This window comes from Oceaniovalibus sp. ACAM 378, assembly GCF_008085915.1.
Classification (GTDB): domain Bacteria; phylum Pseudomonadota; class Alphaproteobacteria; order Rhodobacterales; family Rhodobacteraceae; genus Oceaniglobus.
Map to the genome: position 1 here is coordinate 160,262 of NZ_VSJK01000002.1, position 26,109 is coordinate 186,370.

Below are 26,109 nucleotides of genomic sequence, written 5' to 3' on the forward strand. Positions count from 1 at the left end.
CGGCCCGAAAGAGGACTACATGGCGACATACGATTTCATTTTTAACGGCCTTGGGCTTAAGGATTGGTGTGGCGGCGGCGGCGATGGCGGCGGTTTGACATCAATGGCGCAGCTGCTCGGCGAAACCGCAGGCGAAGAGGCCGTGGTTTCGGCCTGGGATACTCCGTTTCCGTCCCTTGATACATTGCACGAGGCTTGCGCCAAGGTGCCTCAGTCGCGCGAACTGACCAGCGGGCTGGAAGAAGGCTTTCTTGCCATCAAGGACACTTTGAAAGTGATCGTGGATCCGCTGACCCAACCGCTCAGCTGGGCGTTGAACGATGCGCTGTGGGTGATGCAGGCGGTGCCGTGGTTCATCATGATCCCGCTGCTGATGCTGATTGCCTATGTTGTCGCGCGATCAATGAGCCTGGTCGGGCTTGTCGCCTTGTGTTTCGGCTTCCTCGCCTTTGTCGACTACTATGACTATACGATGCAGACTCTGGCGATCATATTTGTCTGCGCGATCATATGTGTGCTTTTAGGTGTGCCGATCGGCATTGCCATGTCGCGCAGTGACCGGGTGCAGCGCGTGATGATTCCGATTCTGGACATGCTCCAGACCTTGCCGCCGTTTGTGTATCTGATCCCGCTGATCTTCCTGTTTTCGGTGACCGAGCCAAAGCTCTATGGCATCGCGATCATCCTTTACGCCATTGTGCCGGTGATCCGCCTGACCGATCTTGGTATCCGTCTGGTTGACCCTGACGTGATCGAAGCGGCAGACGCTTTTGGCATGACCAAAAGCCAAAAGCTGTTCAATGTGCAGATCCCGCTGGCCCTGCCCAACATCATGGCCGGTGTGAACCAGACAATCATGATGAGCCTCGCAATGGTTGTCATTGCATCGCTTGTGTCGGCCCCCGGTCTGGGCGTGCTGGTGCTGCGCGGTATCCGGTCGCTCGAACTTGGCGTCGGCCTCCTGTCCGGTCTGGGCATCGTTCTGCTTGCGATCATTCTCGACCGCGTGACCAAGGCGGCGCTTGCCCGCATCAACGCCAGCCAAGCGCGATAGGGGAAAGCCATCATGACCAAGCAAGAGAACAAGATCTCCATCCGTCACCTTTACAAGGTTTTCGGAGATGACCCCGAACCGGCCCTGCAATACGTCAAGGACGGGATGGGCAAAACCGAACTGCTGGAAGAGCACAATCATGTGCTCGGCCTGAACGATATCAACGTCGACGTGCCCGCCGGGAAAACGACGGTGATCATGGGTCTGTCCGGGTCAGGAAAATCGACCCTGATCCGGCACCTCAATCGGTTGATCGAACCGACAGCGGGCGAAGTCTGGGTCGATGGCGAGAATATTCTGGAGTACAACGACAAACAGTTGCGGCACCTGCGCCAGCACAAGATGTCGATGGTGTTCCAGAAATTCGCACTGTTGCCACATCGGACCGTCTTGCAGAACGCCGGGCTTGCGCCCTCGATCGAGGGTCAGAGCGAACGTGTCTATGCCGACGACGCCCGCAAATGGCTTGATCGGGTCGGTCTTCATGGTCAGAGCGAGCAGTATCCGCACCAGTTATCAGGCGGGATGCAGCAGCGGGTGGGCATCGCCCGCGCGTTGACCAGCAATTCCGACATCATGCTGATGGACGAAGCGTTTTCGGCACTGGACCCGCTGATCCGTACCGACATGCAGGATCTGCTGAACGAACTGCAGGCCGAGTTGCAAAAGACGGTGGTGTTCATCACGCACGATCTGGATGAAGCGTTGAAACTGGCCGAGCATCTGGTGATCCTCAAAGACGGTTTCGTTGTCCAGCAGGGCGAGCCACAGCATATCCTGCTGAACCCGGCGGACCCATATATCGAAGATTTCGTAAGCGATATCAACCGCGCCCGCGTGCTGCGTGTGCGTTCGATCATGGCAACTACACCGGATGCCCCGGGCGAAATGGCCGGCGAGATCGACCATGACGACACGCTGGAATCGGTGATCGCGCTGTCCGAAGGCGACACGGGGCGCACTTACCGTGTGATGAAACAGGGCGATGCCGTCGGCGTGCTGCAAATGCGGAGTCTGGTGCGCGCGCTGGTCCCATCCGATAAATCGGACGATCCGGAAAGCGCACGCCGCAGCGGTTAAAGGCGCGCAATTCCGGCAGGGTGCGGGCCGCTTCGGCTGTGACCTGCACTCAGCCGGTGCTCGCGCGAAAATTGACACATGATGCCCGTTCGGCAGCATTTTGTCGGGCTTTGCGAATAGGTTTTCCAAGGTCCGTTGCTGGAGCATGGATTGAGGGATGCGGATGCCACGCGGCCAGCCAATACATGGCGCCCGCGAATGGGAAATCGTTGCTTATCCCGCCCATGAGGGCAGGACTTTCTGCAACCCATGCAAGGAAAGCGAGCCGTGCGATCCTCGGTATCCGTGGAATGGCGCGGTTGAATCGCACAAAACCGAACAACCTTGTCCAAACCTGATCGCCGGTCAGACATTATCCTCGAGAAAAGTGGGGGATAATAATATGATACAGAAAAAGTGGCAGCCCGTAGGGGAATCGAACCCCTCTTTCCAGGTTGAAAACCTGGCGTCCTAACCGATAGACGAACGGGCCACTGTTGGTGCGGTGGTAACTAGGCAAACTGTGGACCGGTGGCAAGAGTGATTTGCATGTTTGAATGCGAAATATTGAATGGCGTCAGGCGAGGGCCGCATCCTCAAGCCGCAACTGGACTCGGCTGCGCCCGCCCCACTGGTTGATTTCCAGACGCCCGGCCAGATGAACGCGCTGACCGCGCAGTTCGGACAGGGTAATTCCCAGCGCTCCTTCGAAAGCGCCAAAGCAGATGGCATCGATTCGCGGGCCCTGTCCGTCACTGAATGATACCTTGAGATGGGCCTCGCCAACCCGTCGGGCGCTGTGGATCGTGCAGTCGGGAAAGGCGAAGCGGGGCGCGGGGGCGGCCATGCCGAACGGGCCTGCCTGCTCAAGCTGCGTTACCAGTTCAGGGGTTGCTGCGCCGGGCATCAGCACGCCGTCGAGCCGTAACGCCTGTGCGCCGCCTTGACCTGCGCCCTGACGGGCCAGCAGCTCTGCCATACGGGCCATCGCAGGCTCCAGCTTGTCGGCAGCCACAGTCAGGCCCGCCGCCATCCGGTGACCGCCCCCTTTCAGCAGCAGGCCCTCGGACGCCACCCGCTGAACGACCGAACCGAGGTCGACGCCGGAAACCGATCTGGCCGAACCCTTGCCGATGCCGTCGTCCAGCCCGATCACCACGGCGGGCCGGTTGAACGCCTCTTTCAGCCGGGCGGCGACGATGCCGACCACGCCGGGGTGCCAGCCGTCACCCGCTGCCCAGACCAGCGGTCCGTCCACGCCGCGGGCCTCGGCCTGAACCATGGCTGCGGCGCGCACCGCCGCCTCGATCTCGCGACGTTCAGTGTTCAACTGGTCCAGTCGTTCGGCCAGCGCTGCCGCTTCGTGATCATCCGCCGTCGACAGCAGGCGTGCACCAAGATCCGCCGCGCCGATTCGGCCGCCGGCATTCACCCGTGGCCCCAGCAGGAAACCAAGGTGATAGGGTTTCGGCGCTGTATCCATCTTGGCGACATCGCAGAGCGCCACCAGACCGGGTCTTTGCCGCCGCGCCATCACCACCAGCCCCTGACGGACCAGCGCGCGGTTGACCCCTGTCAGCGGCGCTACGTCCGCCACTGTCGCCAGCGCCACGAGATCAAGCATCGCCATCAGGTCGGGGCCGGTCACCCCATCACCGCGCAACCGGCGGTTGGCCTCGACCAACATCAGAAACACCACTCCAGCGGCGCAGAGATGCCCCAGGTCGCCGGTTTCGTCCTGTCGGTTCGGGTTCACCACTGCGACACAATCGGGCAGCACCTCGCCGCCCAGGTGATGGTCCAGCACGATCACATCTGCCGCTTTGGCCGCCGCGATCGGTTCGTGCGAAAGGGTGCCGCAATCGACACAGACGATCAGGTCGTGCTTTGCCGCCAGATCGGCCATCGCCGCCTCGTTCGGGCCATAGCCCTCATCGATCCGGTCGGGAATATACAGGGTCGCGGCGGCGCCCATTTCGCGCAGCCAGCAGATCAGCAGCGCGGCAGAGGCGCCGCCGTCCACGTCATAATCGGCAAAGATCGCGATGCGCTGCCGTTGCTTCACCGCCTGCAGGAACCTGTCCGTCGCGGTGCCCATGTCCCGCAGGGTCAGCGGATCGGGCAGCAGGTCGCGCAGGGCGGGGGCCAGAAACGAAGCGACCTCGGCGGGGGCGACACCGCGCCGGGCCATGACAGCGGACAGGGCAGGGGGCAGACCCGTCTCTTGTTCCATCGCCTCGGCCTGGCGTGCATCCTCGACCGAGGGGCCACGCCAGATCCGTCCGGTGATTGACGAGTCGACACCCAGAAAGGCCGGGATGTCGGCAGAGGGCGGGTCAGCAGGGATCATGCGTTCAACCTGTCAAATCACGGCCCGACAGGACATCCGTCGCCCCGCCTGCGGCGTTTCGCTGATCGAAACAAGTGTCCTGCCGGGCGTCGCAGTTTGCGCAGCAATCGGCAGGACCAACACGTTATTTCGTCGGATTGCGATAGGTCATCCGCCGCACGGATCCGGTTTTCGACCGCATCAGGATGGTTTCGGCAGTCAGGAACCCCGGTTCGCGCTTGATGCCGGCAAGGATAGAACCGTCGGTCACACCCGTGGCGGCAAAGATCACATCGCCCGTAACCATGTCGTTCAAGGTATAGACCCGGTCAAAGTTGGTGATGCCAGCCTTTTTCGCGCGGGCCCTTTCGTCATCGTTGCGAAACAACAACCGGCCGAAGATCTGGCCGCCCATGCATTTCAGAGCGGCTGCGGCAAGAACGCCTTCCGGAGCGCCGCCCGATCCCATGTACATGTCGATGCCGGTCCGTTCGGCCTCGGCGCAGTGGATGATTCCGGCAACGTCACCATCGGTGATCAGCCGGATCGCCGCGCCCGTGGTGCGCAGTTCGGCAATCATTTCTTCGTGGCGTTCGCGTTCGAGCACACAGACCGTGATGTCGTCGGTGCTGCATCCTTTGGCGGCGGCCAGCGCGTTCACCCGTTCGGCGGGCGACATGTCCATCGTCACCACGCCGCGCCGGAATCCCGGGCCGACGGCCAGCTTGTCCATGTAAACGTCGGGCGCGTGCAGCATCGATCCGCGCGGGCCCATGGCAATCACGGTCAGGGCGTTCGGCATGTCTTTTGCGGTCAGCGTCGTGCCTTCAAGCGGATCAAGCGCGATATCCACGGCAGGACCGTTGCCGGTGCCGACCTCTTCACCGATGAACAGCATCGGCGCTTCGTCACGCTCGCCTTCGCCAATCACGACGACACCTTTGATGTCCAGCTTGTTCAGCTGTTCGCGCATGGCGTTGACGGCTGCCTGATCCGCCTTCTTCTCATCTCCGCGCCCGATCATCCGGGCCGAGGCCAGCGCCGCAGCTTCGGATACCCGGGCCAGACCCAGCGATAGCATGCGGTCATGAAATTCGACGGTTTCGGTCATTTTGGCAAATCCTTGTTTGGCGCGGGTGCTTTCCAGCGGTCTAGCGCGGGGGCATGGCAGGGCACAAGGATGTTGGCGCGAACAATGTGCAAATCAGTTCGCGCAGTCCGGGGCACGCAATGGTGCCCCGGGCAAAGGTGTCAAATCAACCCAAGCGCAGGATCAGCGCTTATCCTCGTCGTCTTCATCCTCATCCGGCTGATCGTCGGGCAGGTTGAAAAAGCTCTCGGCGTCCGGCACATCGTCGTTCTTGTCGTCGTCGTCGTCGTTCGATCTGGACAACGAGAATGTCTCAAGGCCGGCGATGGCTGTGGGGATGCGCGTTTCGGGATCCATGCCAAGGCTCTGTTCGGTGCTGACCAGCTTGCGACGTTCGTCGTCGGTCATCACGCTGCCGTCCTTGGCCTTTTTGGTGTTCGCCTTTTGCACGGCCATATCCAGCTCGGTCTGTTTGCACAGGCCCAGTGCGACAGGGTCGATTGGCTGGATGTTGTTGATGTTCCAGTGGGTGCGTTCGCGGATCGCCTGGATTGTCGGCTTGGTGGTGCCGACAAGCTTGCTCACCTGACCGTCGCTCAGTTCCGGGTGGAACTTGACCAGCCACAGAATTGAGGCGGGACGGTCCTGCCGTTTCGACAGCGGTGTGTAACGCGGTCCGCGTCGCTTTTCCTCGCCGACGGCGGCGGAATAGAATTTCAGCTTGAGCTTGTGCAGCGGATCCTTCTCGGCCTTGGTGATCTCTTCCTGCGTCAGCTGGTTGTTGGTCACCGGGTCGAACCCTTTGACCCCTGCGGCAACATCGCCATCGGCGATGCCCTGTACCTCAAGCTCGTGCAGGGCGCAGAAATCTGCAACCTGCCGGAAGGTGAGCGTCGTGTTGTCCACCAGCCAGACGGCGGTGGCCTTGGCCATGATCGGTTTGTTCATCGCAAGTCTCCTCTGGCGGTCCCGCAAACGGCATTTAGCGCCGTGGAAAACGGCTGGTCCGGCTGGACCCTCACCTCGTTTTCGGGGAAGTTGTCCTTGATATACGCATCGAAGCCACAGGAGAAAAGAGAAAATGCACGTTTTTGCTGTGTTGCTTGCGTTTGTCCTGTTGTCGCACGCGCCTTTGCCCGCATCCGCCGAGGGCGAAAAGGCAGGGCAATTCGACTATTACGTCCTGTCGCTGTCGTGGTCGCCCACATGGTGCGCGACCGAAGGCGCCGGGCGCGGATCGGCGCAATGTGCCGCAAATGCAGACTTTGGATGGGTGATGCACGGGCTGTGGCCGCAAAACCATCGGGGCTATCCCAGCTATTGCCGCACCACTGCGCGCGATCCGTCGCGCGGCCAGACGGCGGCAATGGCCGATGTGATGGGCGATGGTGGTGCGGCCTGGTATCAGTGGAAGAAACACGGACGCTGCGCCGGGTTATCGGCAAACGATTATTTCGCCACCGCGCGCCGCGCCTTTGACAGCGTGGCCAAACCCCCGGTGTTTCGCAAGCTGGATCGCGCCGTAAGACTGCCCGCGAAAGTGGTGGAGCAGGCCTTCGTCGAGGCCAATCCCGGTCTGGAACCCGATATGATCACCATCACCTGTAAGGACGGTCGGATCAACGAGGCGCGGCTGTGTCTGTCGAAAACCCTGACCCCGGTGCCTTGCGGGCGCGATGTGCTGCGTGATTGCACCATGAAAGATGCCTTGTTCGATCCAATTCCGTGAGGAAAACTCTGACGGGTTCTTGAACAGCCAGAAGCGCACAGCCTGATTCGCGCGCAACTATTCTGATGCCCGGCTGAACATCCCCGCCACAGGTGCGATCACAAAGGTGACCAGCGGGATCAGCAACATCCCGATCACCAATCCGACGATACCGTCCAGAAACGCCGTAACCGTCCATTTAACCGCTGCCGGGGCGGTTCCGGCCATGGCCACGGCCTGCATGGCAACGTCGTTGATAAAGTCCTGCGGCGCGTGAAACCCCAACTCGTGCAGCCCGTGAACGATGATCTGACCGCCGACCCAGATCATCGCTGCCGTGCCAATGATGACCAGCAGTTTCAGGAACCCCGGCATGCCGCGCACGATCGCCTGCCCGACCGCCCGGGTGACCGCAAACCGGCCCTTGGCCACCATGGCCAGCCCAAGATCGTCGGCCTTGACGATAATCCCAACCGCGCCATAGACCGCGAATGTGATGATCAATCCCGCGACGGCCAGCGCCCCTGCCGTCTGCCAAAACCCGATTTCGGGCGGCAGGGCGGAGAGGATGATCGTCATGATTTCGGCGGAGAGAATGAAATCGGTCTTGATCGCCCCGCGCACTTTTCTTTCTTCAAGCGTGGCATCGTGCATCTTGGCCGCAAGAACGTCTTCCGAGTGGTGATCGGCGGGGTTGACCGCATGCCACACCTTTTCTGCACCCTCAAAGGTCAGATAGGCACCGCCCAACATCAGCAATGGCGCGATTGCCCAGGGTGCGAATTCCGCCAGCAACAGCGCGACCGGCACAAGGATCACAAGTTTGTTGAATATCGACCCCTTGGCGATGCTCCAGACAATGGGAAGCTCGCGCGCTGCCGAAAAGCCATGCACGTATTTTGGCGTCACGGCGGCATCGTCGATCACCGCGCCTGCCGCCTTGCTTGAGGCTTTGACCGCCTGCCCGATGACGTCGTCGACAGAAGCCGCCGCCACTTTGGCGATGGCCGCCACGTCGTCCAGCAATGCGATCAGTCCGCTCATGTGTCGATCTCCGTTGATACAGGACCGCAACCTAGCGTGATGCCCCTGACGCACAACGCGGAAATGCGCGACAGGGTCCGACGAAGCGCAGCTTTTTACGCCTGACACCTTACCGATTTTTGCGATGTCTGCCTGTCACGCGGTCAATGAAACGCCCTCAAACCGCATCACCGGCAACCCGCAGCACGATCTTGCCAATGTGATCGCCGGCCTCCATCCGGGCATGGGCCCCGGCGGCATCGCTTAGCGCGAATTCGCGGTCCATTACCGGCGCGATCCGTCCGGCGTCGAGCCATGGCCAGACATCGCGCACCAGACCCTCGGCAATCCGTGCCTTGGCCAGATCCGATTGCGGGCGCAGGGTGGAACCAGTGATCGTCAGCCGGCGCATCATCACCTGTGCAAAGTTCAACTCGACCTTCGGACCGGTCAGAAAGGCAATCTGCACCAACCGCCCGTCATCAGCCAGCGCCTTGACGTTGCGCGGAATATAGTCGCCGCCAACCATGTCGAGGATCAAATTCGCCCCGCCTTCGGCCTTCAGGATTTCCACGAAGTCGGAGTCGCGGTAATTGATCGCCTCGGCCCCCAGATCGGCGCAGGTTTCGCACTTTTCATCGGTTCCGGCGGTGGCAAAGACCCGTGCGCCCCACATCCGGGCCAGTTGGATTGCCGTGGTGCCGATGCCCGACGATCCGCCATGCACCAGAAACCGTTCGCCCGCCGACAACCCGCCCCGGGTGATCACGTTGGAATAGACGGTAAAATACGTCTCCGGCAGGCAAGCGGCCTGTTTCAGGTCCATGTCTTTGGGCACCGGCAGGCAATGGGCCGCCGGGCACAGCGCGTATTCGGCATATCCTCCGCCGGGCAGCAGGGCACAAACCCGGTCGCCCACCGCCCAGTCCGACACGCCGGGACCGATCGCCGCCACGACTCCGGCGCATTCCAGCCCCGGCAGATCGCTGGCCGTCGGGGGGGGCGCATAGGATCCCGCCCGCTGTAACGCATCGGGGCGGTTCACCCCGGCATAGGCAATCCGGAGCAGCACCTGCCCGCTCCCGGGGGCGGGCACCGGCCGGGTGACGGGGCGCAGAACTTCCGGACCTCCGGGGGTCGATATTTCAACGGCTTGCATCGTGTCGGGCAGGGTCATCGCAGTTTCCTTAGGCGTTCAGTTCGGTCGGTTCCAGCTTCCGGGCATGCCGGTCCGGGTGGTGCGGGTGGGGGCGCGGACATGGCCCAGCAACCAGTTTGGGCCTGCCATCAGACCGCGCAGAACCGGGTTCTTGTTCACCGCCGCTTTCATTTTTTCGATTGTCATCACATCGTCGATGCGCCGGTCGAGAAATTCCCACGTTGCCTGATGATCCGGGCTGTCGTCGCCCAGCCAGAACAGCACGGTGGACGCATGAACCCCCGACAACGTGGCGCGTTTGGTGTACCAGTTGATATCCTCGGAGGTGTCACCCAGCGCGGTCCAGATGTGATCGGCGGTTTCCCACAACGCGCGGGCACCGTCGGCGGCATGCTGGGGCAGTGCGAACAGGGTCGTGCCCCGCCGCACCGCTTCGCGATCTTCGATTGTCTCAAGCCGGAATCGCACAGCGGCGGCGATACGGTCGCGGAACCGCATTTCGCCCAGCGGTTCGCGTTTGATCCGCGCCAGCATCGCGGCATCGCCCGCCCGGTGATACGCCATCGCCAGATCGACACCGCCCCGGGGAAACAGCGCCTTGGCCATCGCCAAGGGCAGGTCAGTGTCGCGGGCAGCGGCGGCAAGGGTCGCGTCGCTCCACCCGTCAAAGGCGACATGGGGCAGGGCGGCGTTCAGCAGGTCAGTGGATGGATCGGCCATGGCATGTCCTTCGCTGTTGCACAGGAGATGATCTAGCATGGATGACGCCGGGTTCCACGCCCCTTGCGCCCAATTGCCCGCCATCCCCTGCGGTTACTTCACGGCAGTGTCCCCGTGCCCGAAAAAGCCTGCGTTCCGTTCGCGGAGCCGCGCCGCTGGATCATCATAAAGGTACGGCAGGAACGTATAAAGCGTGATACGGCATGGAGCAGCGAACAGGAAAACACCAGGCACCCCCGACCGGCGGCTTTTAACGCTGGTTGAGCCAAGGCGCGAAATCACCCGTTTGCACTTCGTTCTACATGGTGGATGACTCCTCGCCGCGAAAACCCGCATTCAGGATCAACAAAGCTAAAATTCCGTTAAGTATATTATTAGCGCGGTTTATGGCGTGACGAATAGACAGGTGGCGCAATCTGTGCTAGGTGCCGCGCTCCTGCAAATCCATGCAACTCTTACTAGAAAGGTGGTGAAAACCACATGCAGGTCAGTGTTCGTGACAACAACGTCGATCAGGCGCTTCGTGCCCTGAAGAAAAAGCTCCAGCGTGAGGGCGTTTTTCGTGAGATGAAGCTTAAGCAACATTTCGAAAAACCCTCTGAGAAAAAAGCGCGTGAGAAGGCCGAGGCGATCCGTCGTGCCCGCAAGCTTGCCCGTAAAAAGGCACAACGCGAGAACGGGATGTAATCTGTCAGAATATTGGGGCGGCTCCGGTCGCCTTCAATTGAACCCCCGGGCGAAAGCGCGGGGGTTTCGTTTTTTCCGGCAATCGGTTCATCGGAGACCAGCGGGTTGACGACCGGCTTGAATTTGCGCCTGAATTTCACGCCGCAACAGATGAGCGTTGCGCAGGTTTCCCTTGAACGCCATGTCGAAAATATCACCCGCAATCGGCACGGATCCAAGCGCGAAATCCAGCCCCCAGTTGATCCCCATCCGCGTCAGAACCGACCGCGGAACGCCCAGTTTCCACGCCCGCCAGACGATCCATGCCGCGGGTGCGGCGGTCAGAACATCTCCGACACCGGGCACAAGCCCGACAATCCCATCCCAACCGAACCGCAGTCCGAACACGCGAAATCGCGCGTCAAGCAGACGCGCGATCTGGTCCACCCGCGCCAGCTCACTCGCCAGCGCGGGGTCCGGTCCAGTTACTTCATCAGCTTCCGGCCCGGACGGAAACATCCGGTCACTCCACCGATGTCAGTGTCATCGAGGTAAGGCCGACGGCAACGTTCAGTCCTGTTTTTCCTTCGACGCTCAGCGGCTGCAAGCCGATGGACTTGTCGCTTCCGCCGACCAGAGCGTTTGCGCCAAAGCCGATTCCGACCGATGCATCCGCCGACACGCCGACATATGTGCCGTCAAGCGTCAGATCTTCGGGTGCATGATCCAACGCCTGAACCACGACCCATTTCATATAGCTTTCGCCGGAAATGCCGATATCCACGCCCAGTTTGTCGATCTGTCCGAGATAGACCTGATCTTCGCCTTCGGCCTGGTCAAAGGTGCAGACAGCCTCACGCGACGATCCGATAAGCAGGCCGAACCCGCCTTCGACCGTGCATTCCAGAAATCCGATCGTCGATCCGGTTTCGACAGTTTCGACCTGCACGGGTTGGGTGGCTTGCGCCAATACGGGGGAGCCGATGGTTGCGGCACAGGCAGTGGCGATGGCGAATGTTCGGGTCAGTTTCATAATGGTCGTCCTTTCATTCCGGTCACAGGTCCGGGCGGTTCGATCCGCCCAGGCGCTCCGGCGGGGCGCCTGTTCATGATCCGGGTTGGTAAAGAAAGCGGTGACAGGGGCTTATGGTTCCAGAAATTCCTTTTACGGATCGGCGGAACTTTGCCGGACCGGTGCCAATCGACGCGCGACACGCGGGGAAAATTGAATTAGCAATACCCGGGCAATGGAAATAATCCTTTGGCGGAGTCAGATCATGGTGCGATCTTTTGTTCTTTCCCGGGCGGTCGCTGTCGCCCTTGTCTTGTGCACGGCGCTCGCCTCTTGTGGCAGTCGTGGGCCGGGGTCCGACGCCTCGGCGACACGCCGTGCGACTTCGGACGGACCGGCGTATCTGAACGCTATGATCGCGCAATACGCCGATCTTTACGATATTCCCGTCGACCTGGTGCATCGGGTCGTGCAACGGGAAAGCAGCTATCAGCCTACTGCGCGCAATGGGCCGTATTATGGCCTGATGCAGATCCATCCGACCACCGCGCGCACCATGGGGCACCGCGGCGACCCTTCTGATCTTCTGGATGCCGAAACCAACCTGAAGTATGCGGCAAAGTACCTGCGTGGCGCCTGGATGGTGTCGGACGGCAGCCGCGATGCCGCTGTCGGCTGGTATTCACGCGGATATTATTACGAGGCGAAAAGCCGTGGCCTGTTGGTGCAAACCGGATTGAAGGGCTGATCGTCGGTCCCGGGCCAATTATTGCGACTTGGGGGCGCCAAAGCTGATGGTTCTCTCAACCGGTCCCGTAATGATCGAAACCCTTCCCGCATGGGTACTGCTGCTTCTGCTCTGGATCGCCGTGGTCAATCCGGTCACGTTTGCCGTCTATGCCTGGGACAAATCACGCGCCCGGTTCGGCGCATGGCGGGTTCCGGAATCGCGGCTGTTGTTTTTGGCTCTGATCGGTGGCTGGCCGGGGGCGAAGCTGGCCCAGCACCTGTTGCATCACAAGACGCGCAAGATGCCCTTTGCCCGGCAGTTGAACACCGTCCCGGTGATCCAATTGATGTTGATCGGTGGGGCGATGACGCTCTGGGCGTCTTTGGGGGCAGCGAAAGAACTCACGCCTGCCCATTCCGTGACGCGTCAATCCGAAAGGTCTGATTGACCGCGACGGTCTGGCCGGGGCGGTCAAGATGCGGGTCGTCTGTCGCAGGGTGCGCAGCACGCAGGCCGCCGGTGACTGAAGGCCGTGCAAAAGGCCCGCGCCGGGCGGGCCCTTTCCTGTGCAGTCACAGACGGATCAGCGCGTTTTCAGCGAATCGCGAATCTCCAGAAGCACGTCCAGTTCCGACGGGCCGGTCTTGACCTCGGGCGCGACGTCGTCGGGCCGTTCCGCTGTGGATTTGATCCGGTTGACGAATTTGACCAGCATGAACACCACGAAAGCGATGATCAGGAAATTGATGCATGCGGTAATGAAAGCGCCATAGGCAAAGATCGCAGCGCCGGATTCCCGCGCCGGTTCCAGCCCGATACCCTCAGGCACCACGCCCGACAGCACGAGATACATGCTGGTGAAATCCACGCCGCCCAGTACCAGACCGATGATCGGATTGATCAGATCACCCACCAGGGATGATACGATCGCGGTGAACGCGGCCCCGATGATGATACCCACCGCCAGGTCCATCACGTTGCCCTTGGCAATAAAATCTTTGAATTCGTTGATCATTTCTGTCCCCACAGAATTGTGTTCCGCCGCGATTGTTCGCTGCTGCACAGTTTATAGCATCAAAACACTCAGTCTTGAGAGGTTTGTTCCCAGAGGGATCGAGCCTATCTGTCACTCAGACACGTCCAAGGAGTATGAAATGGCCGATCTTTCCGCTTTTCCAATCACCCGTCGCTGGCCCGCCGCCAATCCCGATGTCATCCAGCTTTATTCCTTTCCGACCCCGAACGGCGTCAAGGTCTCGATCGCATTGGAAGAAACCGGCCTGCCATATGAGGCGCACAGGGTGACGCTGTCGGACGCCGATGTCCGTTCGCCCGAGTTTCTATCACTGAATCCGAACAACAAGATCCCGGCGATCATCGACCCGAACGGGCCGGATGGCACGCCTCTGGGATTGTTCGAAAGCGGTGCGATCCTGATCTATCTGGCGGAAAAGTCCGGTCAGCTAATCGGACGTACGGGTTCGGATAAGGCCCGGACGATCCAATGGCTGATGTTCCAGATGGGCGGTGTGGGGCCGATGTTCGGGCAACTCGGGTATTTCTCGAAGTTCGCCGGGGCCGAGATTGAGGATCCGCGCCCGCGCCAGCGCTATCTCAACGAGGCAAAACGGCTTTTGGCCGTGCTGGAAAAGGAAATGCAGGGCAAAGAATGGATCACCGGCGAATTTTCTATCGCCGATATCGCCATCCTGCCCTGGCTGAACGGGCTGGAATACTATGGGGTGCAGGATGATCTTGGCTGGGGCAGCCACGAAAATCTTGTCGCGTGGAAGGACAGGTTTTATGCCCGTCCGGCAGTAGACCGGGCAAAGAATATCCCGCCGCGCGACTGATTGCATGACGAGATCGGAATGCGCCCCTGAAAAGCGGCGCATTCCGGTCTGTCCAACCCTGTCTGTCGAGGTTTAACCCTGTGCGGGCAATGTGCCGGTCAGTACATAACGCAGGATATCAACCACCTGTTCGGGGGTTTCGGCCACGGCCAAAGCCGCTGCGTCGACTTCTTTCAAAGCGTGGGCGTGGTCGGGACCATGCAGCACGATCAGTGATTTTCCCAACGCGGCGGCATAGCCTGCATCGAAGGCCGCGTTCCATTGCTTGTATTGATCGCCAAAGCGCACAACGACGACATCGGCATCGGCGATCCCCTTGCGGGTGCGGATTGCGTTCATGCTCGCGCCCTTGCGGTCATGCCACATCTTGTCCGGTTCGGCCCCAAGGATCGCGACGCCGCAATCGTCGCTGGCCGCGTGATCGGTGACCGGGCCGTTAAACGCAACGTCCAGACCTTTCGCGCCCTCGGTGATCCTTTCGCGCCAATCGGTGTGAATTTCGCCCGAGAGATAGACATTCAGCATGGAGTTTCCTTTCATTCCGTGCCGCCTTGGCAGGCGGCGCTCCTCCGTCCCTTGCGGTCCGTCCTCGCGCGGAGCGACCGCGGGACGGGCCTGCGGGTCATCCGGCAGGCAATTTGTAGCAACGGCGGATATCTTCTCCGGTCATGCGACACAATAGGACGGGCGGCCAAAGGAGGGGCGAACTGGGCGCGCAAGGAATGCCCCGCACGGCTGCCCTAAAGGATCAGCCGGAACCGGGCAAAGCCGTCGTCGCCGTCCCCTGCGGGCTCAAGCGTCACGCCCGACACAGAGGCGGCATGGGCGGCACCGCCCGGTCCGGTGTCAAAAAGCACCGACGTGCCCGGCAGCGGCGCGAAGGTCCAGTTACCATCGGCCTTGGGATTGATCGTTCCCTGTTCGACGATATAACGCACAATCACGTCGCGGTTTGTGTCGGGCCCCTCAAACACAATGGTATCACCCTTGGCACCCGGAAAATCCCCGCCGCCCGAGGCGCGATAGTTATTGGTGGCGACGATGAACGCCATGTCATCCGTCACCGGCTGACCATTATACGCCAGATCGACGATCCGGCTGGCATCTGGATTGGCGGCCTCGCCCTGAGGGCCGAAGCGCGACGGCTGGGACAGGTCGATGCGATAGGTCACGCCGTCGATGACATCGAAGTTATAGCTGGGAAAATCCGGGTCCAGCAGCGGCTGGTCAGCCTCACCGGGCGTTACCCTGTGAAACATGCCCGCGCTCCGCTCCAGCCAGCCTTTCAACTGCGCGCCGTCGATTTTTACCGCCCGCACCGTGTTGGGATAAAGATATAGATCGGCGACGTTCTTGATCGCCACATCTCCGACGGGAACATCGGTATAATACTCTGGGCCGCCCCGGCCCCCGGCCTTGAAGGGTGCCGCCGCCGACAGGACCGGCAGCCCTGCGTATTCGGTGCCCGCCATCATCTGTTCGATATACCAGATCTGGGCCTGACTAACGATCTGAACTGACGGATCATCGGCCACAAGCGCGAAATAGCTGTGCATCGGCGCTGCCGTCTTGCCCACCGCGCGGCGGACATATTTCAGCGTCGCATCATGGTCAGCCTGAACCGAGGCAAGCACTGCGGGCACGCTTTCAACCAGGGCCGAAACCGACCGATCCTCGTTTCGCACTGAAATCGGCCGGGTCGTGCTTTCATGGGCGGCGATGCGCCAGCCCCCGCCATCACGTTCCAGCATCAAATCGATCACGCCCAGATGGCTGCCCCAAAACCCGCCCATGGTGGCCGGTTTGCCGTGCAGCGTTCCCTTTTCCGCGTCCACACCGGCAAAATCGGCATAGGCGGGGCCGGGAAACACCAGATGCGAATGGCCGGTCAGGATCGCGTCGATCCCTTCAACCATGGCAAGCGCGGTACTGGCATTCTCCATCCCATCGCTGGCTTCGGCGGCGCCGATCCCCGAATGGGACAGGGCGATGATGATGTCGGCGCCTTCTTCCTTCATCTGCGGCACCCAGGCGCGGGCGGTGGCGACGATGTCGCGGGCGGTCACGCTGCCCTCCAGATGCTTTCTGTCCCAGTTCATGATCTGCGGCGGGACAAATCCGATCAGCCCGACCTTGATCGGGTGTTTTTCTCCGGTGCCATCAGTCAGCATCCGCTCAAGAATCACATAGGGCCGGACCAGCGGCGTGTCCTTGGTCGGATCCGCACCCTGCGCCTTGACCACATTGGCCGAAATGACCGGAAACTCGGCCCCGGCCAGCGATTTCAGCAAGAAATCCAGCCCATAGTTGAACTCGTGGTTGCCAAGGGTCGAGGCATCAAAACCCACCGCATTCATCGCTGTGATGACCGGGTGCGCATCGCCTTCTTTCATCCCGCGTTCATAGGCGATGTAATCGCCCATCGGATTGCCCTGAAGAAAGTCACCGTTGTCCAGCAACAGCGAATTTGCCGCCTCGGCGCGGATGTCGGCCACATGGGCGGCGGTACGCGCCAGACCGACAGTATCGACAGCCTTGTCCGCATAATAATCATAGGGGAAGACATGCACATGCAGATCGGTGGTTTCCATCAGCCGCAGATGCGCCTGACCGGCGGCGGCACGGGCGGAAAACGGATGGATCATCACCAGTGTTGCCCCGGCGATGCCCGCATGCAGAATTTGACGTCGGGTCATGTGCTCGGCGGCTCGGCTGATCTTGCGCAGTTGCATGGCAGGCTCCTGACGCTGGCTAAGGAACAAACGAGACGGATCATGACAGTCTTTCACGCAAAAAAGAATAGGCGAGTTCTTGCCTAGTGCGGGGCGGGTGGCGTTCTGTCAATTCCACCTGAGGTTGAGGCGGCGCATTTTTCCGTTGTGGTGCATTTACCCACATCCTCAGACATGGTCAGAAAGAGCAGGCCCGGTATGGGGCAAGGCTTTGCGAAATGGGCGGTGGGCACGATGAAACTGGCTGAGACGGTGACATTCGGTGGAGGCGCGTTGGCGCGACACGCAGAGTTGCGGGGAAACGTCAGGAAGCAGGCCGAACTGCTGGCGGATCCGGCGGCCCGGACCTTGGCGATCTGGCGGGGCAAGCCGTTGTTTGAGCTTGCCAATGAACGGTGCGCGCCTGGATGGTTGATGACGGGGGACCGCGTCCTGGCCCAGGCCGGACCACCGGTTTTCCTTGGCCTTGCCGGCGGCCCGCGGTTCGCTGTCGACCTGTCGATGTGGGAGCCGGACAGTCTACCCGACACCCTGACCGATTTCTTCGACCCTTCTGAACAGCGCCACCCCGATCTGCCCGAAACAGCCAGATTTGCCGAGTTGCGCGGCACAATGACTCGGCTGTCTCCGCTGGACGCCGAATTGATCGCTTCGGCCAAGGCGGTGCTGGGCTGGCACGCAACGCACCGGTTCTGTGCGAGATGCGGGAGCGAATCAACGATGAGCATGGCAGGTTGGCAGCGCGATTGCCCGGCCTGCAAGGCGCATCATTTTCCGCGCACCGATCCGGTGGTGATCATGCTGATCACCCGCGGCAATTCCGTTCTGCTGGGGCGTTCGCCCGGCTGGCCCGAGGGGATGTTCTCGCTTTTGGCGGGGTTTGTCGAACCGGGCGAAGGCATCGAAGCGGCGGTTCGCCGCGAAGTGTTCGAGGAGTCGGGCATCCGCGTTGGTGCCGTGTCCTACCTGTCCAGTCAGCCCTGGCCGTTTCCCGCATCGTTGATGTTCGGTTGTCGTGGCGAGGCGCTGGATGACACGATCTCGGTCGATCCCGAGGAGATCGAAGAGGCGCTGTGGCTGTCCCGCGAGGAAATGATCCGCGTGTTTGCCGGAGAACACCCGCGTATCCGCGCACCGCGACAGGGCGCAATCGCTGGTTTTCTTCTGTCCAACTGGGTTGCAGATCGGCTGGATTAAAGGGACAACAACGCCGGATATTGGAACCGGCAAGGGTCAGTCACGATGGAATTCACCACCCGCAAGGATATCGAGGCGCCGCAGCAATATGTCTTTGTGGCCGCAAGCGATTTCGCCGTGTTCGAACGTCAGGCGCTGCGCCGAAACGTCGATATCACCCGTACCGAGGGGCCCGGACCGGCGCGCGAAGGCACGGCATGGCGGATCCGGTTCGATTATCGCGGTCGCAGCCGGGAAATCGACGCGCGGGTCGCGTCGTTTGAAGCGCCGGGCGGCTATGTGATCAAGGGGAGCACTGCCGGGTTGGATATCGTGCTGAAGCTTGAACTGATGCCGCTGTCCAAGGCGACCACCCGTATGTTCATGTCGCTGGAACTGCTGCCCACAACGATGACCGCCCGTCTTCTGATGCAATCGCTGAAACTGGCAAAGTCCGCCATGTCGCGCAAGCTTGACTATCGCGCGGCGACTTTTGCTTCGGATATCGAAGACCGGTATCGGGCCGAGGTTTAGACCGGATCGGTTGCCGACTTTAACCTGCGCCGCGAGTCTCCGGCGTGGCGGCAGTCCGTGTCCGGCAATCCGCATATGGAAAGCTTCACCTTTCCTTTGCTTATCCTTAACCAATCCTTAACTAAGATTGCGGCAGGCTGAGGCGATGTTGGAAATCCGTCTCGCCATCCTTTTCATTCTGCTTGCTGTCCTCTTCGGCTGCGACAGCCCTTCGATTGCGTTTCAGGGTGCGCCGATGCGCGTGGTGACGATCGGCCCGTCCACGTTCAGCGTGCGGATGCGCGACGACCGGGTGGAATCCATACGCACCAGCCGCGAATGGCGGCCAAGCGCATCCGCGATCATGGAGCGCGCCGCTCAGGCGATAGAACAGGCCACCGGATGTGTTCTGCGCAAGGGTTCGCTGACCGGCGATCAGGCGATTCAGCGCGCGCGTGTGCTGTGTGACAACGGATAGATCGCCGCGCCGTGGCAAACGCCGGTTCCGTTGCGGTAATCGCCTGTGGATAAGCGCAATTTCGCACAGAGTTCCATGGCTGGCGCGTTGACTTCGGTGCAGTGCAAACGGCAGGATGCGGCTTCTGATCCCGAGCCCGAGCACCGCCTTGCGATTTACCCGCCTGAAACTGAACGGCTTCAAATCCTTCGTCGACCCGACAGATCTGGTGATTGCCGAAGGGCTCACCGGCGTTGTCGGGCCCAATGGCTGTGGCAAATCGAACCTGCTCGAGGCGTTGCGCTGGGTGATGGGCGAAAACCGCGCCAGTGCCATGCGGGGTGGCGGGATGGAGGACGTGATTTTTGCCGGTGCGGCCACCCGGCCCGCGCGCAATTTTGCCGAAGTCGCGCTTCATATCGACAACTCCGAACGCCGCGCGCCCGCTGGATTCAACGACTCGGACATGCTCGAGGTTACACGGCGGATCACCCGCGATGCCGGTTCGGCCTATAAGGCCAATGCGCGGGATGTGCGGGCGCGCGATGTGCAGATGCTGTTCGCTGATGCGTCGACCGGGGCCCATTCGCCCGCGCTGGTGCGGCAAGGGCAGATATCCGAGCTGATCAACGCCAAGCCCAAGGCCCGGCGGCGCATTCTTGAGGAAGCGGCGGGGATCTCGGGGCTGTACCAACGCCGCCACGAGGCCGAGTTGAAGTTGAAGGGCGCCGAAACGAACCTGCTGCGGGTCGATGATGTGGTCGAAGCCCTTGCGGCGCAGTTGGCACAACTGTCCCGGCAGGCACGACAGGCGGCGCGCTATCGCGAAATCGGCGCGCAATTGCGGCAGGCCGAAGGGCTGTTATTGTACCGTCGCTGGCGCGAGGCGGATGTGGCCCGCGCCGCTGCGTTGGCGGATCTGCGTGCCCGAACCTCCGCCGCGTCCGAGGCGGAACGTGCCGCGCGTACAGCGGAGGAGGCCCGGGCACGGGCCGAGGACGCGCTGCCCCCCCTGCGCGAGGAAGAGGCGATCGCCGCCGCAGTGCTTCAGCGGCTCGAAGTCGAACAGGCTCAGCTGACCGAACGTGAAGGTCAGGCGCGGGCGCGGGTTGCCGGGCTGCGCACCCGTATTGCGCAGTTGGATCAGGACGGATCACGCGAAGATGCGCTGAACCGCGACGCGGGCGAGAGCATCGCCGCACTGCAGGCGGAATCCGCGGAACTGGCCCGAGAACAGGACGGCCACGACGAGCGCCTGAGCATCGCTGAAGCCGCCTCGGACGCGGCAGGCGATATCCTGACCGCGCGTGAATCCGCCCTTGCGCAATTGACAGAAGACGTCGCCCGCCTGTCCGCCCGTCACCAATCGGCGCATCGTCTGGTCGAAGACACCTCCCGTACCCGCGACCGGGCCGAGCGCGAGGCCGCACTGGCCCGGCAATCGGTTGCCACGACGCAGGACGCTCTGCAAACCGCCGAAGATGCGCTGAACGCCGCCGCCAATGCATCGACGATGGCGACCGATCTTGCCACCGCCGCCGATGAGGCCCTGCTGGCGGCTGACGCTGCGCAGATCGAAGCGCAATCGCTTGAGGCAGAGGCGCGGGCCGAACGGTCCTCCGCTGCCGGCGAGCTTGGCGCGATCAAGGCCGAAGCGGGCGCGCTCGCCAAGCTGGTCAACCGGGACACCGCCGAGGGCGGGCAGGTGATGGATTTGCTGACGGTCACACCCGGCTATGAGCTGGCGCTTGGGGCGGCGCTGGCCGATGATCTGCGGGCGCCTGCCATCGGGCCTGCCGGGGCGTCGGGTTGGGCACCGTTGCCCGGATATGGCACGACACAACCGCTGCCCGAAGGCATCCCGTCCCTGGCCGATCATGTGCGGGTGCCCGATGTACTGACGCGGCGGATCGGCCAGATCGGTATCGTTCCCCGCGAAGAGGGTACGCAGATGCAGGCGGCGCTGCACCCCGGGCAGCGGCTGGTCAGCACCGAGGGCGATCTGTGGCGCTGGGACGGGTTCCGCGCTGGCGCCGACGATGCACCCAGCGCGGCGACCCTGCGGCTCCAGCAGATGAATCGTCTCGAGTCGCTGAAGCAGGAGATGGAGCGCGCGCTGGCCCGGGCCGATGGGGCAGAACGCGCGCATGAGATGCTGAAACAGCAACTTGACGCGCTGACCCGGGCGGACCGCGACGCACGCGAAGCCCGGCGTGACGCCGACCGTCAACTGGCCGATGCGTCACGCGCACAAAGCCGGGCCGAGGCCGACCGCACCATCGCGGCGGGCAAGCAGGAAAGCGCGAGACAGGCCGTTGCCCGGCACGAAGAAGATGCCAACACCGCCCGCACCCGTCTGGCCGAGGCCGAGGCCACAGTCGCCGAACTGGGCGATCTGTCCGCCGCGCGCGGTGAAATCGCCGATGTGCGAATGACCGTCGAGGCATCGCGCCTGACGATGCTGCAACGTCGGTCGGCCCATGACGAGTTGCGTCGCGACGGCGAAGCGCGCACCAAACGGGCGGCGGCGGTGGAAAAGGAACTGACCGGTTGGTTGGCGCGATTGGACACGGCAGGCAAACGCATGGCCGATCTGGATCAGCGCCGCGCCGCCGCCGCCGCCGATCTGGACCGGGCCAGCGGCCAGCCCGCAGAAATCGCTGAAAAGCGCGTCGCGCTCTCGGACTCCCTCGATGTCGCAATCGATCGCCGCCGGACTGCAGGCGATGCTCTTGCGGCTGGCGAGGCCGCCGCCCGCTCGACCGTTCAGGCCGAACGCGACAGTGAACGCGCCGCCGGCGAGGCTCGCGAAGCCCGCGCCGCCGCCGAAGCCCGGGCCGAGGCTGCCACCGGTACGGTGACACAGGCGGTCGACCGCATTGATGAGGCGTTGGAGATCACACCGCAGCAATTGCTCGACACGCTGGGTGCCGATCCCGATGCCATGCCCCCCGCAGAACAGATCGAGGCCGAGGTGAACCGGCTGAAACGCCAGCGTGATTCACTGGGCGCCGTCAACCTGCGCGCCGAAGAGGACGCGCAAGAGGTGCAGGGCGAACATGATCTGCTGGTCCGCGAAAAGGCCGATCTTGAGGATGCGATCCGCGCTCTGCGAACCGGCATCGCCGCTCTGAACAAGGAAGGACGCGAACGGCTGCTGACCGCGTTCGAACAGGTGAATTCCAACTTCTCGATGCTGTTCACCCACCTGTTCAACGGGGGTGAGGCGCGGCTGGAACTGATCGAATCCGACGATCCGCTGGACGCGGGACTGGAGATCATGTGTCAGCCGCCGGGCAAGAAGCTGTCAACGCTGTCGCTGCTGTCCGGGGGCGAACAGACGCTGACGGCGATGGCGCTGATCTTTGCGGTTTTTCTGGCCAACCCCGCCCCGATCTGTGTGCTGGACGAGGTGGATGCGCCGCTTGACGACGCCAACGTGACCCGCTTCTGCGACCTGTTGGATGAAATGACCCGCCAGACTGAAACCCGGTTTCTGATCATCACCCACCATGCGGTGACGATGGCGCGCATGGATCGCTTGTTCGGGGTCACAATGGGTGAACAGGGGGTCAGTCAGCTGGTGTCGGTCGATCTGAAAAATGCCGAGGCGCTGGTGGCCTGAACCAACTGGTAATCAAAGAATCTATCCGTAAACAAAAAAGGGCCGCGACATGCGCGGCCCTCTTTGTGGATTATGGGCAAATCAGCCGCGGGTGTCGACCCAATCTTCCATCGACTCGAACTGTTCGCTTGTGATGGATGTCCGCACGGACAGATCATCTGCATCATCGGAGTCGCGCATGATGGTCAGATCTTCCATCATGACTGAGACTTTCTTTTCGCCAATCCCAAGGAAACCGCCGATGCCCAGGATGACTTCGGTGACTTTACCCTGATCGTCGATCAGAAGTTCCGAGATTTCTCCGACGGATTCATCGTTGACGTCATAGACGTTGGCACCAATCAGCGCATCGGTGTTGACTTCGGTTGCCGGAACTTCGACGGAACCGGAGAAATCGCGCATTTCACGATCAGTGGCTTCGGCGTTCGTCGTCGCGTCCATCGCAGGTGCAGCCGCAGGATCGGCGGCCGGAGCAACTTCTGCGTCCGTCGCGGGGGCCGCGGCTGCGTCGGTTGCCGGAGCAACTTCAGCGTCTGTCGCCGGGGCCGCGGTTGCGTCGGTTGCCGGAGCAACTGCTGCGTCCGTTGTGGCAGCTGGAGTCGTACCGGCTTCCCGCAGACCGACTGTACCGATGTCGAACTCAGGTGCGTTTTCCAGCGAGTCCTGCGAAGCATTTATCACGACGAAATAGTCATCGTCCGAGTCGCCGTCGCGCACAAGTTTCAGCTGATCCATCGACACGGCGACAGTGCGTTCGCCGATGCCAAGAAATCCGCCGATGTCGAGCAGGATGGCTTCGGACGAACCGTCGGCTGCCAGAACGACATCGCTGATTTCGCCGACGTCATTCCAGTCTTCGGACGGGTCGTTCATATCCGCGCCGTCATATCCGACTTCGCTTGTGTACAGACGCTTGCCGATCAGTTCAGAGGCGCGCAGATCGAAGCCCATCGAGGCAGCGTTTGCGTCGGTGCCATAGAACGGGCTGGTCATTGCAGCGTCCTGCGCGATGGCAGGAGCGGCAAAAGGGGTGGCCAGAAGGGCGACAAGGGCGGTTGTGCTCATGAAACGTTTCATGGTGGTCCTCTCACTATTGCTGTGCGGATGGTTCCGCTTTCTGGTTCAACAACCCACTGCGCCCGGCGGCGGTTCCGCAATCGGGTGCAGCAGAGAGCGAAATTTTGTCGGGAACAAAGTGCCGGGTTCGACGTTTGTGACGCCTTGCAACAGGGGCTTACAACCGGGCGCGACGGGAGGTGAAAAATCCCGTCATGCTTTGCGCTCCGTGGCGGCAGCGGGCCGCAATCTGGGGGCCATCTGGCAAGACGACCGGTGACGCTCGGCTGTGCCATCGCCCCACCCGCCGTCCCGAAAGCCCTGTTTCGGGTCCGGTAAACGTGGGGCTGCAGGGCAGTCGGACCAAAACCACCATGCCATAAAAAAAGGCCGCTCCATCCGGAGCGGCCCTTCTGTCGTTTGGTCGATCCGATCTGTTGGATCAGAAACCGAGACCTTCGTACTTCTTCTTGAACTTCGACACGCGGCCGCCGGTGTCCAGCAACCTGGTGTTGCCGCCGGTCCAGGCCGGGTGCACCGTGGGGTCGATGTCCAGCGACAGTTGGTCGCCTTCTTTGCCCCAGGTCGATTTCATCTGAATGATATCGCCATTCGTCATCTTGACGGCGATCACGTGATATTCGGGATGGATGTCCGCTTTCATCTGTCCGCTCCTTACGCCGGTGATTTGTCGGCACGGGGCCGGTAATTCGAGACTTCGGCGATCCGGGCCGATTTGCCCCGCCGGTCACGCAGATAGTACAGCTTGGCGCGACGCACCTTGCCGCGGCGCACCACTGTGATGCTGTCGATGTTCGTCGAATGCAGGGGGAACACGCGCTCTACGCCTTCGCCGAACGAAATTTTGCGCACGGTGAACGAGCCAGCAATGCTGTGGCCGTTCTTTCTTGCGATGCAGACACCTTCGTAGTTCTGGACCCGGGTACGGGTGCCTTCGGTCACTTTGTAACCGACGCGGATGGTGTCACCCGCCTTGAAGTCGGGAATATCATTTCCCAGTGCGGCGACCTGTTCGGCCTCCAACTGTGCGATCAGATTCATCTGACGCTCCTCTAATACACGGGTTTGTCCCGTTTGGTGACGCGCGGGATGGTCCCGCGCTATGCGCTCTCAGAGCTCTTGGTCGTCCATCGGGTCCATACCGCGCGCCGCGCAATATGCCCGCCAGAGATCAGGGCGGCGTTCCTTGGTCAGCCTTTCGGCCATCGCCCGGCGCCACTGTGAAATTTTGCCGTGATGCCCAGACAGGAGAATGTCGGGGATTTCGCGGCCTTCCCAGCTGCCGGGTTTCGTGTACTGCGGGTGTTCGAGCAGGCCGTCGGAAAATGATTCCTCCTGCGTCGATTCATGATTCCCGAGCACGCGGGGTATAAGCCGGACTGTCGCGTCGATCAAGGCCTGTGCTGCAATCTCGCCTCCGGTCAGGATGAAATCCCCAAGGCTGATCTCTTCGATGGCGTGATGTTCGATAACGCGTTCGTCCACGCCCTCAAAACGACCGCACAGCAGGGTGATACCTTCGGTCCGGCTGAACCGCTCGGCTGTTTGCTGATCAAAGGGTTTGCCCCGCGGCGACAGATAGACCAGCGGCCATTTTTCGCGATCCGGCGGAGTGCCGCGCATCGCCTGACGGATCGCCCGGTTCAGGACATCGGCGCGCAGAACCATCCCGGCGCCGCCGCCCGCCGGGGTATCGTCGACATTCCGGTGCTTGCCTTCGCCGAAGATGCGCAGATCGATGGGTTCCAGCCGCCACAGCCCGTCCTGCAACGCTTTGCCGGTCAGGGATGCGCCGAGGACCCCCGGGAAAGCGTCGGGGAACAGGGTGATCACCCGCGCCTCCCATGCGCCTTTCAGGTGTGGCCGGTCCTGCATCAATTCACGCGGCTGCAACGTCGGCTGGTTCGTCAGACGGCCATGGGATCTTGCGGGGCGGTCAGTCGGAGGTGTGTCGGTCATCTCTATCGGGTATCCATCTTCGAGTATCTCGATCGGCTAGGCAGGGCCCGGGTGGCGCCCGATGGGCGTGCCACAGGGATGACGGAATTGCCAGCGGTGCGCGGCAACGGCGATGCCGGAGCGCAGCGAAATGCGCCGGTCAATGCCGTCAATTTCACCGGCAAAAG

Annotated in this window: 26 protein-coding genes and 1 tRNA gene; 11 read left to right on the forward strand and 16 right to left on the reverse strand. The window is 61.8% G+C overall.

Features of this window, described 5'->3' with window-relative positions; translation table 11 throughout:
* Positions 1–19 precede the first annotated feature (19 nt).
* Entirely contained in the window at positions 20–1,054 is a 1,035-nt protein-coding gene (locus FQ320_RS02735; RefSeq protein ID WP_148469804.1) for a proline/glycine betaine ABC transporter permease, read from the forward strand.
* A 12-nt stretch (positions 1,055–1,066) separates the two neighbouring features.
* A complete protein-coding gene (locus FQ320_RS02740; RefSeq protein ID WP_148469806.1) occupies positions 1,067–2,134 on the forward strand; it encodes a glycine betaine/L-proline ABC transporter ATP-binding protein in 1,068 nt (355 codons plus the stop codon).
* A gap of 397 nt (positions 2,135–2,531) precedes the next feature.
* On the opposite strand, the gene FQ320_RS02745 is transcribed toward FQ320_RS02740, so the two are convergent.
* The 4 genes from FQ320_RS02745 to FQ320_RS02760 all read right to left on the reverse strand — a co-directional run bounded on the left by FQ320_RS02745 (position 2,532) and on the right by FQ320_RS02760 (position 6,480).
* Positions 2,532–2,606: transfer RNA gene (locus FQ320_RS02745), tRNA-Glu, on the reverse strand.
* An 84-nt stretch (positions 2,607–2,690) separates the two neighbouring features.
* A complete protein-coding gene (gene recJ, locus FQ320_RS02750) occupies positions 2,691–4,463 on the reverse strand; it encodes a single-stranded-DNA-specific exonuclease RecJ (RefSeq protein ID WP_148469808.1) in 1,773 nt (590 codons plus the stop codon).
* A 124-nt stretch (positions 4,464–4,587) separates the two neighbouring features.
* Complete coding sequence (gene glpX, locus FQ320_RS02755) at positions 4,588–5,553, reverse strand: class II fructose-bisphosphatase (RefSeq protein ID WP_148469810.1); 966 nt, start codon at positions 5,551–5,553, stop codon at positions 4,588–4,590.
* A gap of 162 nt (positions 5,554–5,715) precedes the next feature.
* Complete coding sequence (locus tag FQ320_RS02760; RefSeq protein WP_148469812.1) at positions 5,716–6,480, reverse strand: DUF1013 domain-containing protein; 765 nt, start codon at positions 6,478–6,480, stop codon at positions 5,716–5,718.
* A gap of 133 nt (positions 6,481–6,613) precedes the next feature.
* On the opposite strand from FQ320_RS02760, the gene FQ320_RS02765 reads away from it, so the two are divergent.
* Complete coding sequence (locus tag FQ320_RS02765; protein ID WP_148469814.1) at positions 6,614–7,261, forward strand: ribonuclease T2; 648 nt, start codon at positions 6,614–6,616, stop codon at positions 7,259–7,261.
* 57 nt (positions 7,262–7,318) lie between these two features.
* On the opposite strand, the gene FQ320_RS02770 is transcribed toward FQ320_RS02765, so the two are convergent.
* The 3 genes from FQ320_RS02770 to FQ320_RS02780 all read right to left on the reverse strand — a co-directional run bounded on the left by FQ320_RS02770 (position 7,319) and on the right by FQ320_RS02780 (position 10,142).
* On the reverse strand, positions 7,319–8,284 hold the full coding sequence (locus tag FQ320_RS02770) for a DUF808 domain-containing protein (protein WP_148469815.1): 966 nt from the start codon (positions 8,282–8,284) through the stop codon (positions 7,319–7,321).
* 157 nt (positions 8,285–8,441) lie between these two features.
* Entirely contained in the window at positions 8,442–9,434 is a 993-nt protein-coding gene (locus tag FQ320_RS02775; RefSeq protein ID WP_148470263.1) for an NAD(P)H-quinone oxidoreductase, read from the reverse strand.
* Positions 9,435–9,458: 24 nt separating this feature from the next.
* A complete protein-coding gene (locus FQ320_RS02780; RefSeq protein ID WP_148469817.1) occupies positions 9,459–10,142 on the reverse strand; it encodes a COQ9 family protein in 684 nt (227 codons plus the stop codon).
* A 480-nt stretch (positions 10,143–10,622) separates the two neighbouring features.
* On the opposite strand from FQ320_RS02780, the gene rpsU reads away from it, so the two are divergent.
* Complete coding sequence (rpsU, locus tag FQ320_RS02785; protein ID WP_148469819.1) at positions 10,623–10,829, forward strand: 30S ribosomal protein S21; 207 nt, start codon at positions 10,623–10,625, stop codon at positions 10,827–10,829.
* Positions 10,830–10,916: 87 nt separating this feature from the next.
* Here rpsU and FQ320_RS02790 read toward each other — a convergent pair whose 3' ends face one another.
* A complete protein-coding gene (locus FQ320_RS02790; RefSeq protein ID WP_148469821.1) occupies positions 10,917–11,327 on the reverse strand; it encodes a DUF4112 domain-containing protein in 411 nt (136 codons plus the stop codon).
* A gap of 4 nt (positions 11,328–11,331) precedes the next feature.
* On the reverse strand, positions 11,332–11,841 hold the full coding sequence (locus tag FQ320_RS02795; protein WP_148469823.1) for a DUF992 domain-containing protein: 510 nt from the start codon (positions 11,839–11,841) through the stop codon (positions 11,332–11,334).
* A gap of 244 nt (positions 11,842–12,085) precedes the next feature.
* On the opposite strand from FQ320_RS02795, the gene FQ320_RS02800 reads away from it, so the two are divergent.
* Together FQ320_RS02800 and FQ320_RS02805 are read left to right on the forward strand one after the other, a co-directional pair.
* Entirely contained in the window at positions 12,086–12,568 is a 483-nt protein-coding gene (locus FQ320_RS02800; protein WP_148469825.1) for a lytic transglycosylase domain-containing protein, read from the forward strand.
* Between the two features lie 70 nt (positions 12,569–12,638).
* A complete protein-coding gene (locus FQ320_RS02805) occupies positions 12,639–12,998 on the forward strand; it encodes a DUF1294 domain-containing protein (RefSeq protein ID WP_148469827.1) in 360 nt (119 codons plus the stop codon).
* Between the two features lie 135 nt (positions 12,999–13,133).
* Here FQ320_RS02805 and mscL read toward each other — a convergent pair whose 3' ends face one another.
* Positions 13,134–13,565 carry a large conductance mechanosensitive channel protein MscL gene (gene mscL / locus FQ320_RS02810; protein ID WP_148469829.1) on the reverse strand — a complete coding sequence of 144 codons (432 nt, stop codon included), beginning with the start codon at positions 13,563–13,565 and terminating at the stop codon, positions 13,134–13,136.
* A 139-nt stretch (positions 13,566–13,704) separates the two neighbouring features.
* Between mscL and FQ320_RS02815 the strand changes: the two genes are divergently transcribed.
* Positions 13,705–14,403, forward strand: a complete 699-nt coding sequence (locus FQ320_RS02815; protein ID WP_148469831.1) for a glutathione S-transferase family protein — start codon at positions 13,705–13,707, stop codon at positions 14,401–14,403.
* Positions 14,404–14,475: 72 nt separating this feature from the next.
* Here the strand turns inward: FQ320_RS02815 and FQ320_RS02820 are convergent, their stop codons facing one another.
* Both FQ320_RS02820 and FQ320_RS02825 read right to left on the reverse strand, forming a co-directional pair.
* A complete protein-coding gene (locus FQ320_RS02820; RefSeq protein WP_148469833.1) occupies positions 14,476–14,928 on the reverse strand; it encodes a YtoQ family protein in 453 nt (150 codons plus the stop codon).
* A 215-nt stretch (positions 14,929–15,143) separates the two neighbouring features.
* Positions 15,144–17,135: a bifunctional 2',3'-cyclic-nucleotide 2'-phosphodiesterase/3'-nucleotidase gene (locus tag FQ320_RS02825; protein ID WP_255509343.1), complete on the reverse strand. Its 1,992-nt coding sequence runs from the start codon at positions 17,133–17,135 to the stop codon at positions 15,144–15,146.
* A gap of 234 nt (positions 17,136–17,369) precedes the next feature.
* Between FQ320_RS02825 and nudC the strand changes: the two genes are divergently transcribed.
* The 4 genes from nudC to FQ320_RS02845 all read left to right on the forward strand — a co-directional run bounded on the left by nudC (position 17,370) and on the right by FQ320_RS02845 (position 22,906).
* Complete coding sequence (gene nudC, locus FQ320_RS02830; protein ID WP_148470267.1) at positions 17,370–18,332, forward strand: NAD(+) diphosphatase; 963 nt, start codon at positions 17,370–17,372, stop codon at positions 18,330–18,332.
* Between the two features lie 45 nt (positions 18,333–18,377).
* Positions 18,378–18,845, forward strand: coding sequence for an SRPBCC family protein (locus FQ320_RS02835; protein ID WP_148469835.1), 468 nt, complete (start codon positions 18,378–18,380; stop codon positions 18,843–18,845).
* Between the two features lie 145 nt (positions 18,846–18,990).
* On the forward strand, positions 18,991–19,302 hold the full coding sequence (locus FQ320_RS02840; protein WP_148469837.1) for a hypothetical protein: 312 nt from the start codon (positions 18,991–18,993) through the stop codon (positions 19,300–19,302).
* Positions 19,303–19,417: 115 nt separating this feature from the next.
* Complete coding sequence (locus FQ320_RS02845; RefSeq protein ID WP_255509344.1) at positions 19,418–22,906, forward strand: chromosome segregation SMC family protein; 3,489 nt, start codon at positions 19,418–19,420, stop codon at positions 22,904–22,906.
* An 81-nt stretch (positions 22,907–22,987) separates the two neighbouring features.
* Here FQ320_RS02845 and FQ320_RS02850 read toward each other — a convergent pair whose 3' ends face one another.
* The 4 genes from FQ320_RS02850 to trmD all read right to left on the reverse strand — a co-directional run bounded on the left by FQ320_RS02850 (position 22,988) and on the right by trmD (position 25,942).
* A complete protein-coding gene (locus FQ320_RS02850) occupies positions 22,988–23,971 on the reverse strand; it encodes a PRC-barrel domain-containing protein (RefSeq protein WP_187393754.1) in 984 nt (327 codons plus the stop codon).
* Positions 23,972–24,404: 433 nt separating this feature from the next.
* A complete protein-coding gene (gene rpmE / locus FQ320_RS02855; protein WP_148469841.1) occupies positions 24,405–24,626 on the reverse strand; it encodes a 50S ribosomal protein L31 in 222 nt (73 codons plus the stop codon).
* A gap of 11 nt (positions 24,627–24,637) precedes the next feature.
* The gene (rplS, locus tag FQ320_RS02860) at positions 24,638–25,024 is read right to left on the reverse strand and encodes a 50S ribosomal protein L19 (RefSeq protein ID WP_148469843.1); all 387 of its coding nucleotides are present in this window, start codon (positions 25,022–25,024) and stop codon (positions 24,638–24,640) included.
* Between the two features lie 69 nt (positions 25,025–25,093).
* Positions 25,094–25,942, reverse strand: coding sequence for a tRNA (guanosine(37)-N1)-methyltransferase TrmD (gene trmD / locus FQ320_RS02865; RefSeq protein WP_148469845.1), 849 nt, complete (start codon positions 25,940–25,942; stop codon positions 25,094–25,096).
* Between the last annotated feature and the right edge of the window lie 167 nt (positions 25,943–26,109).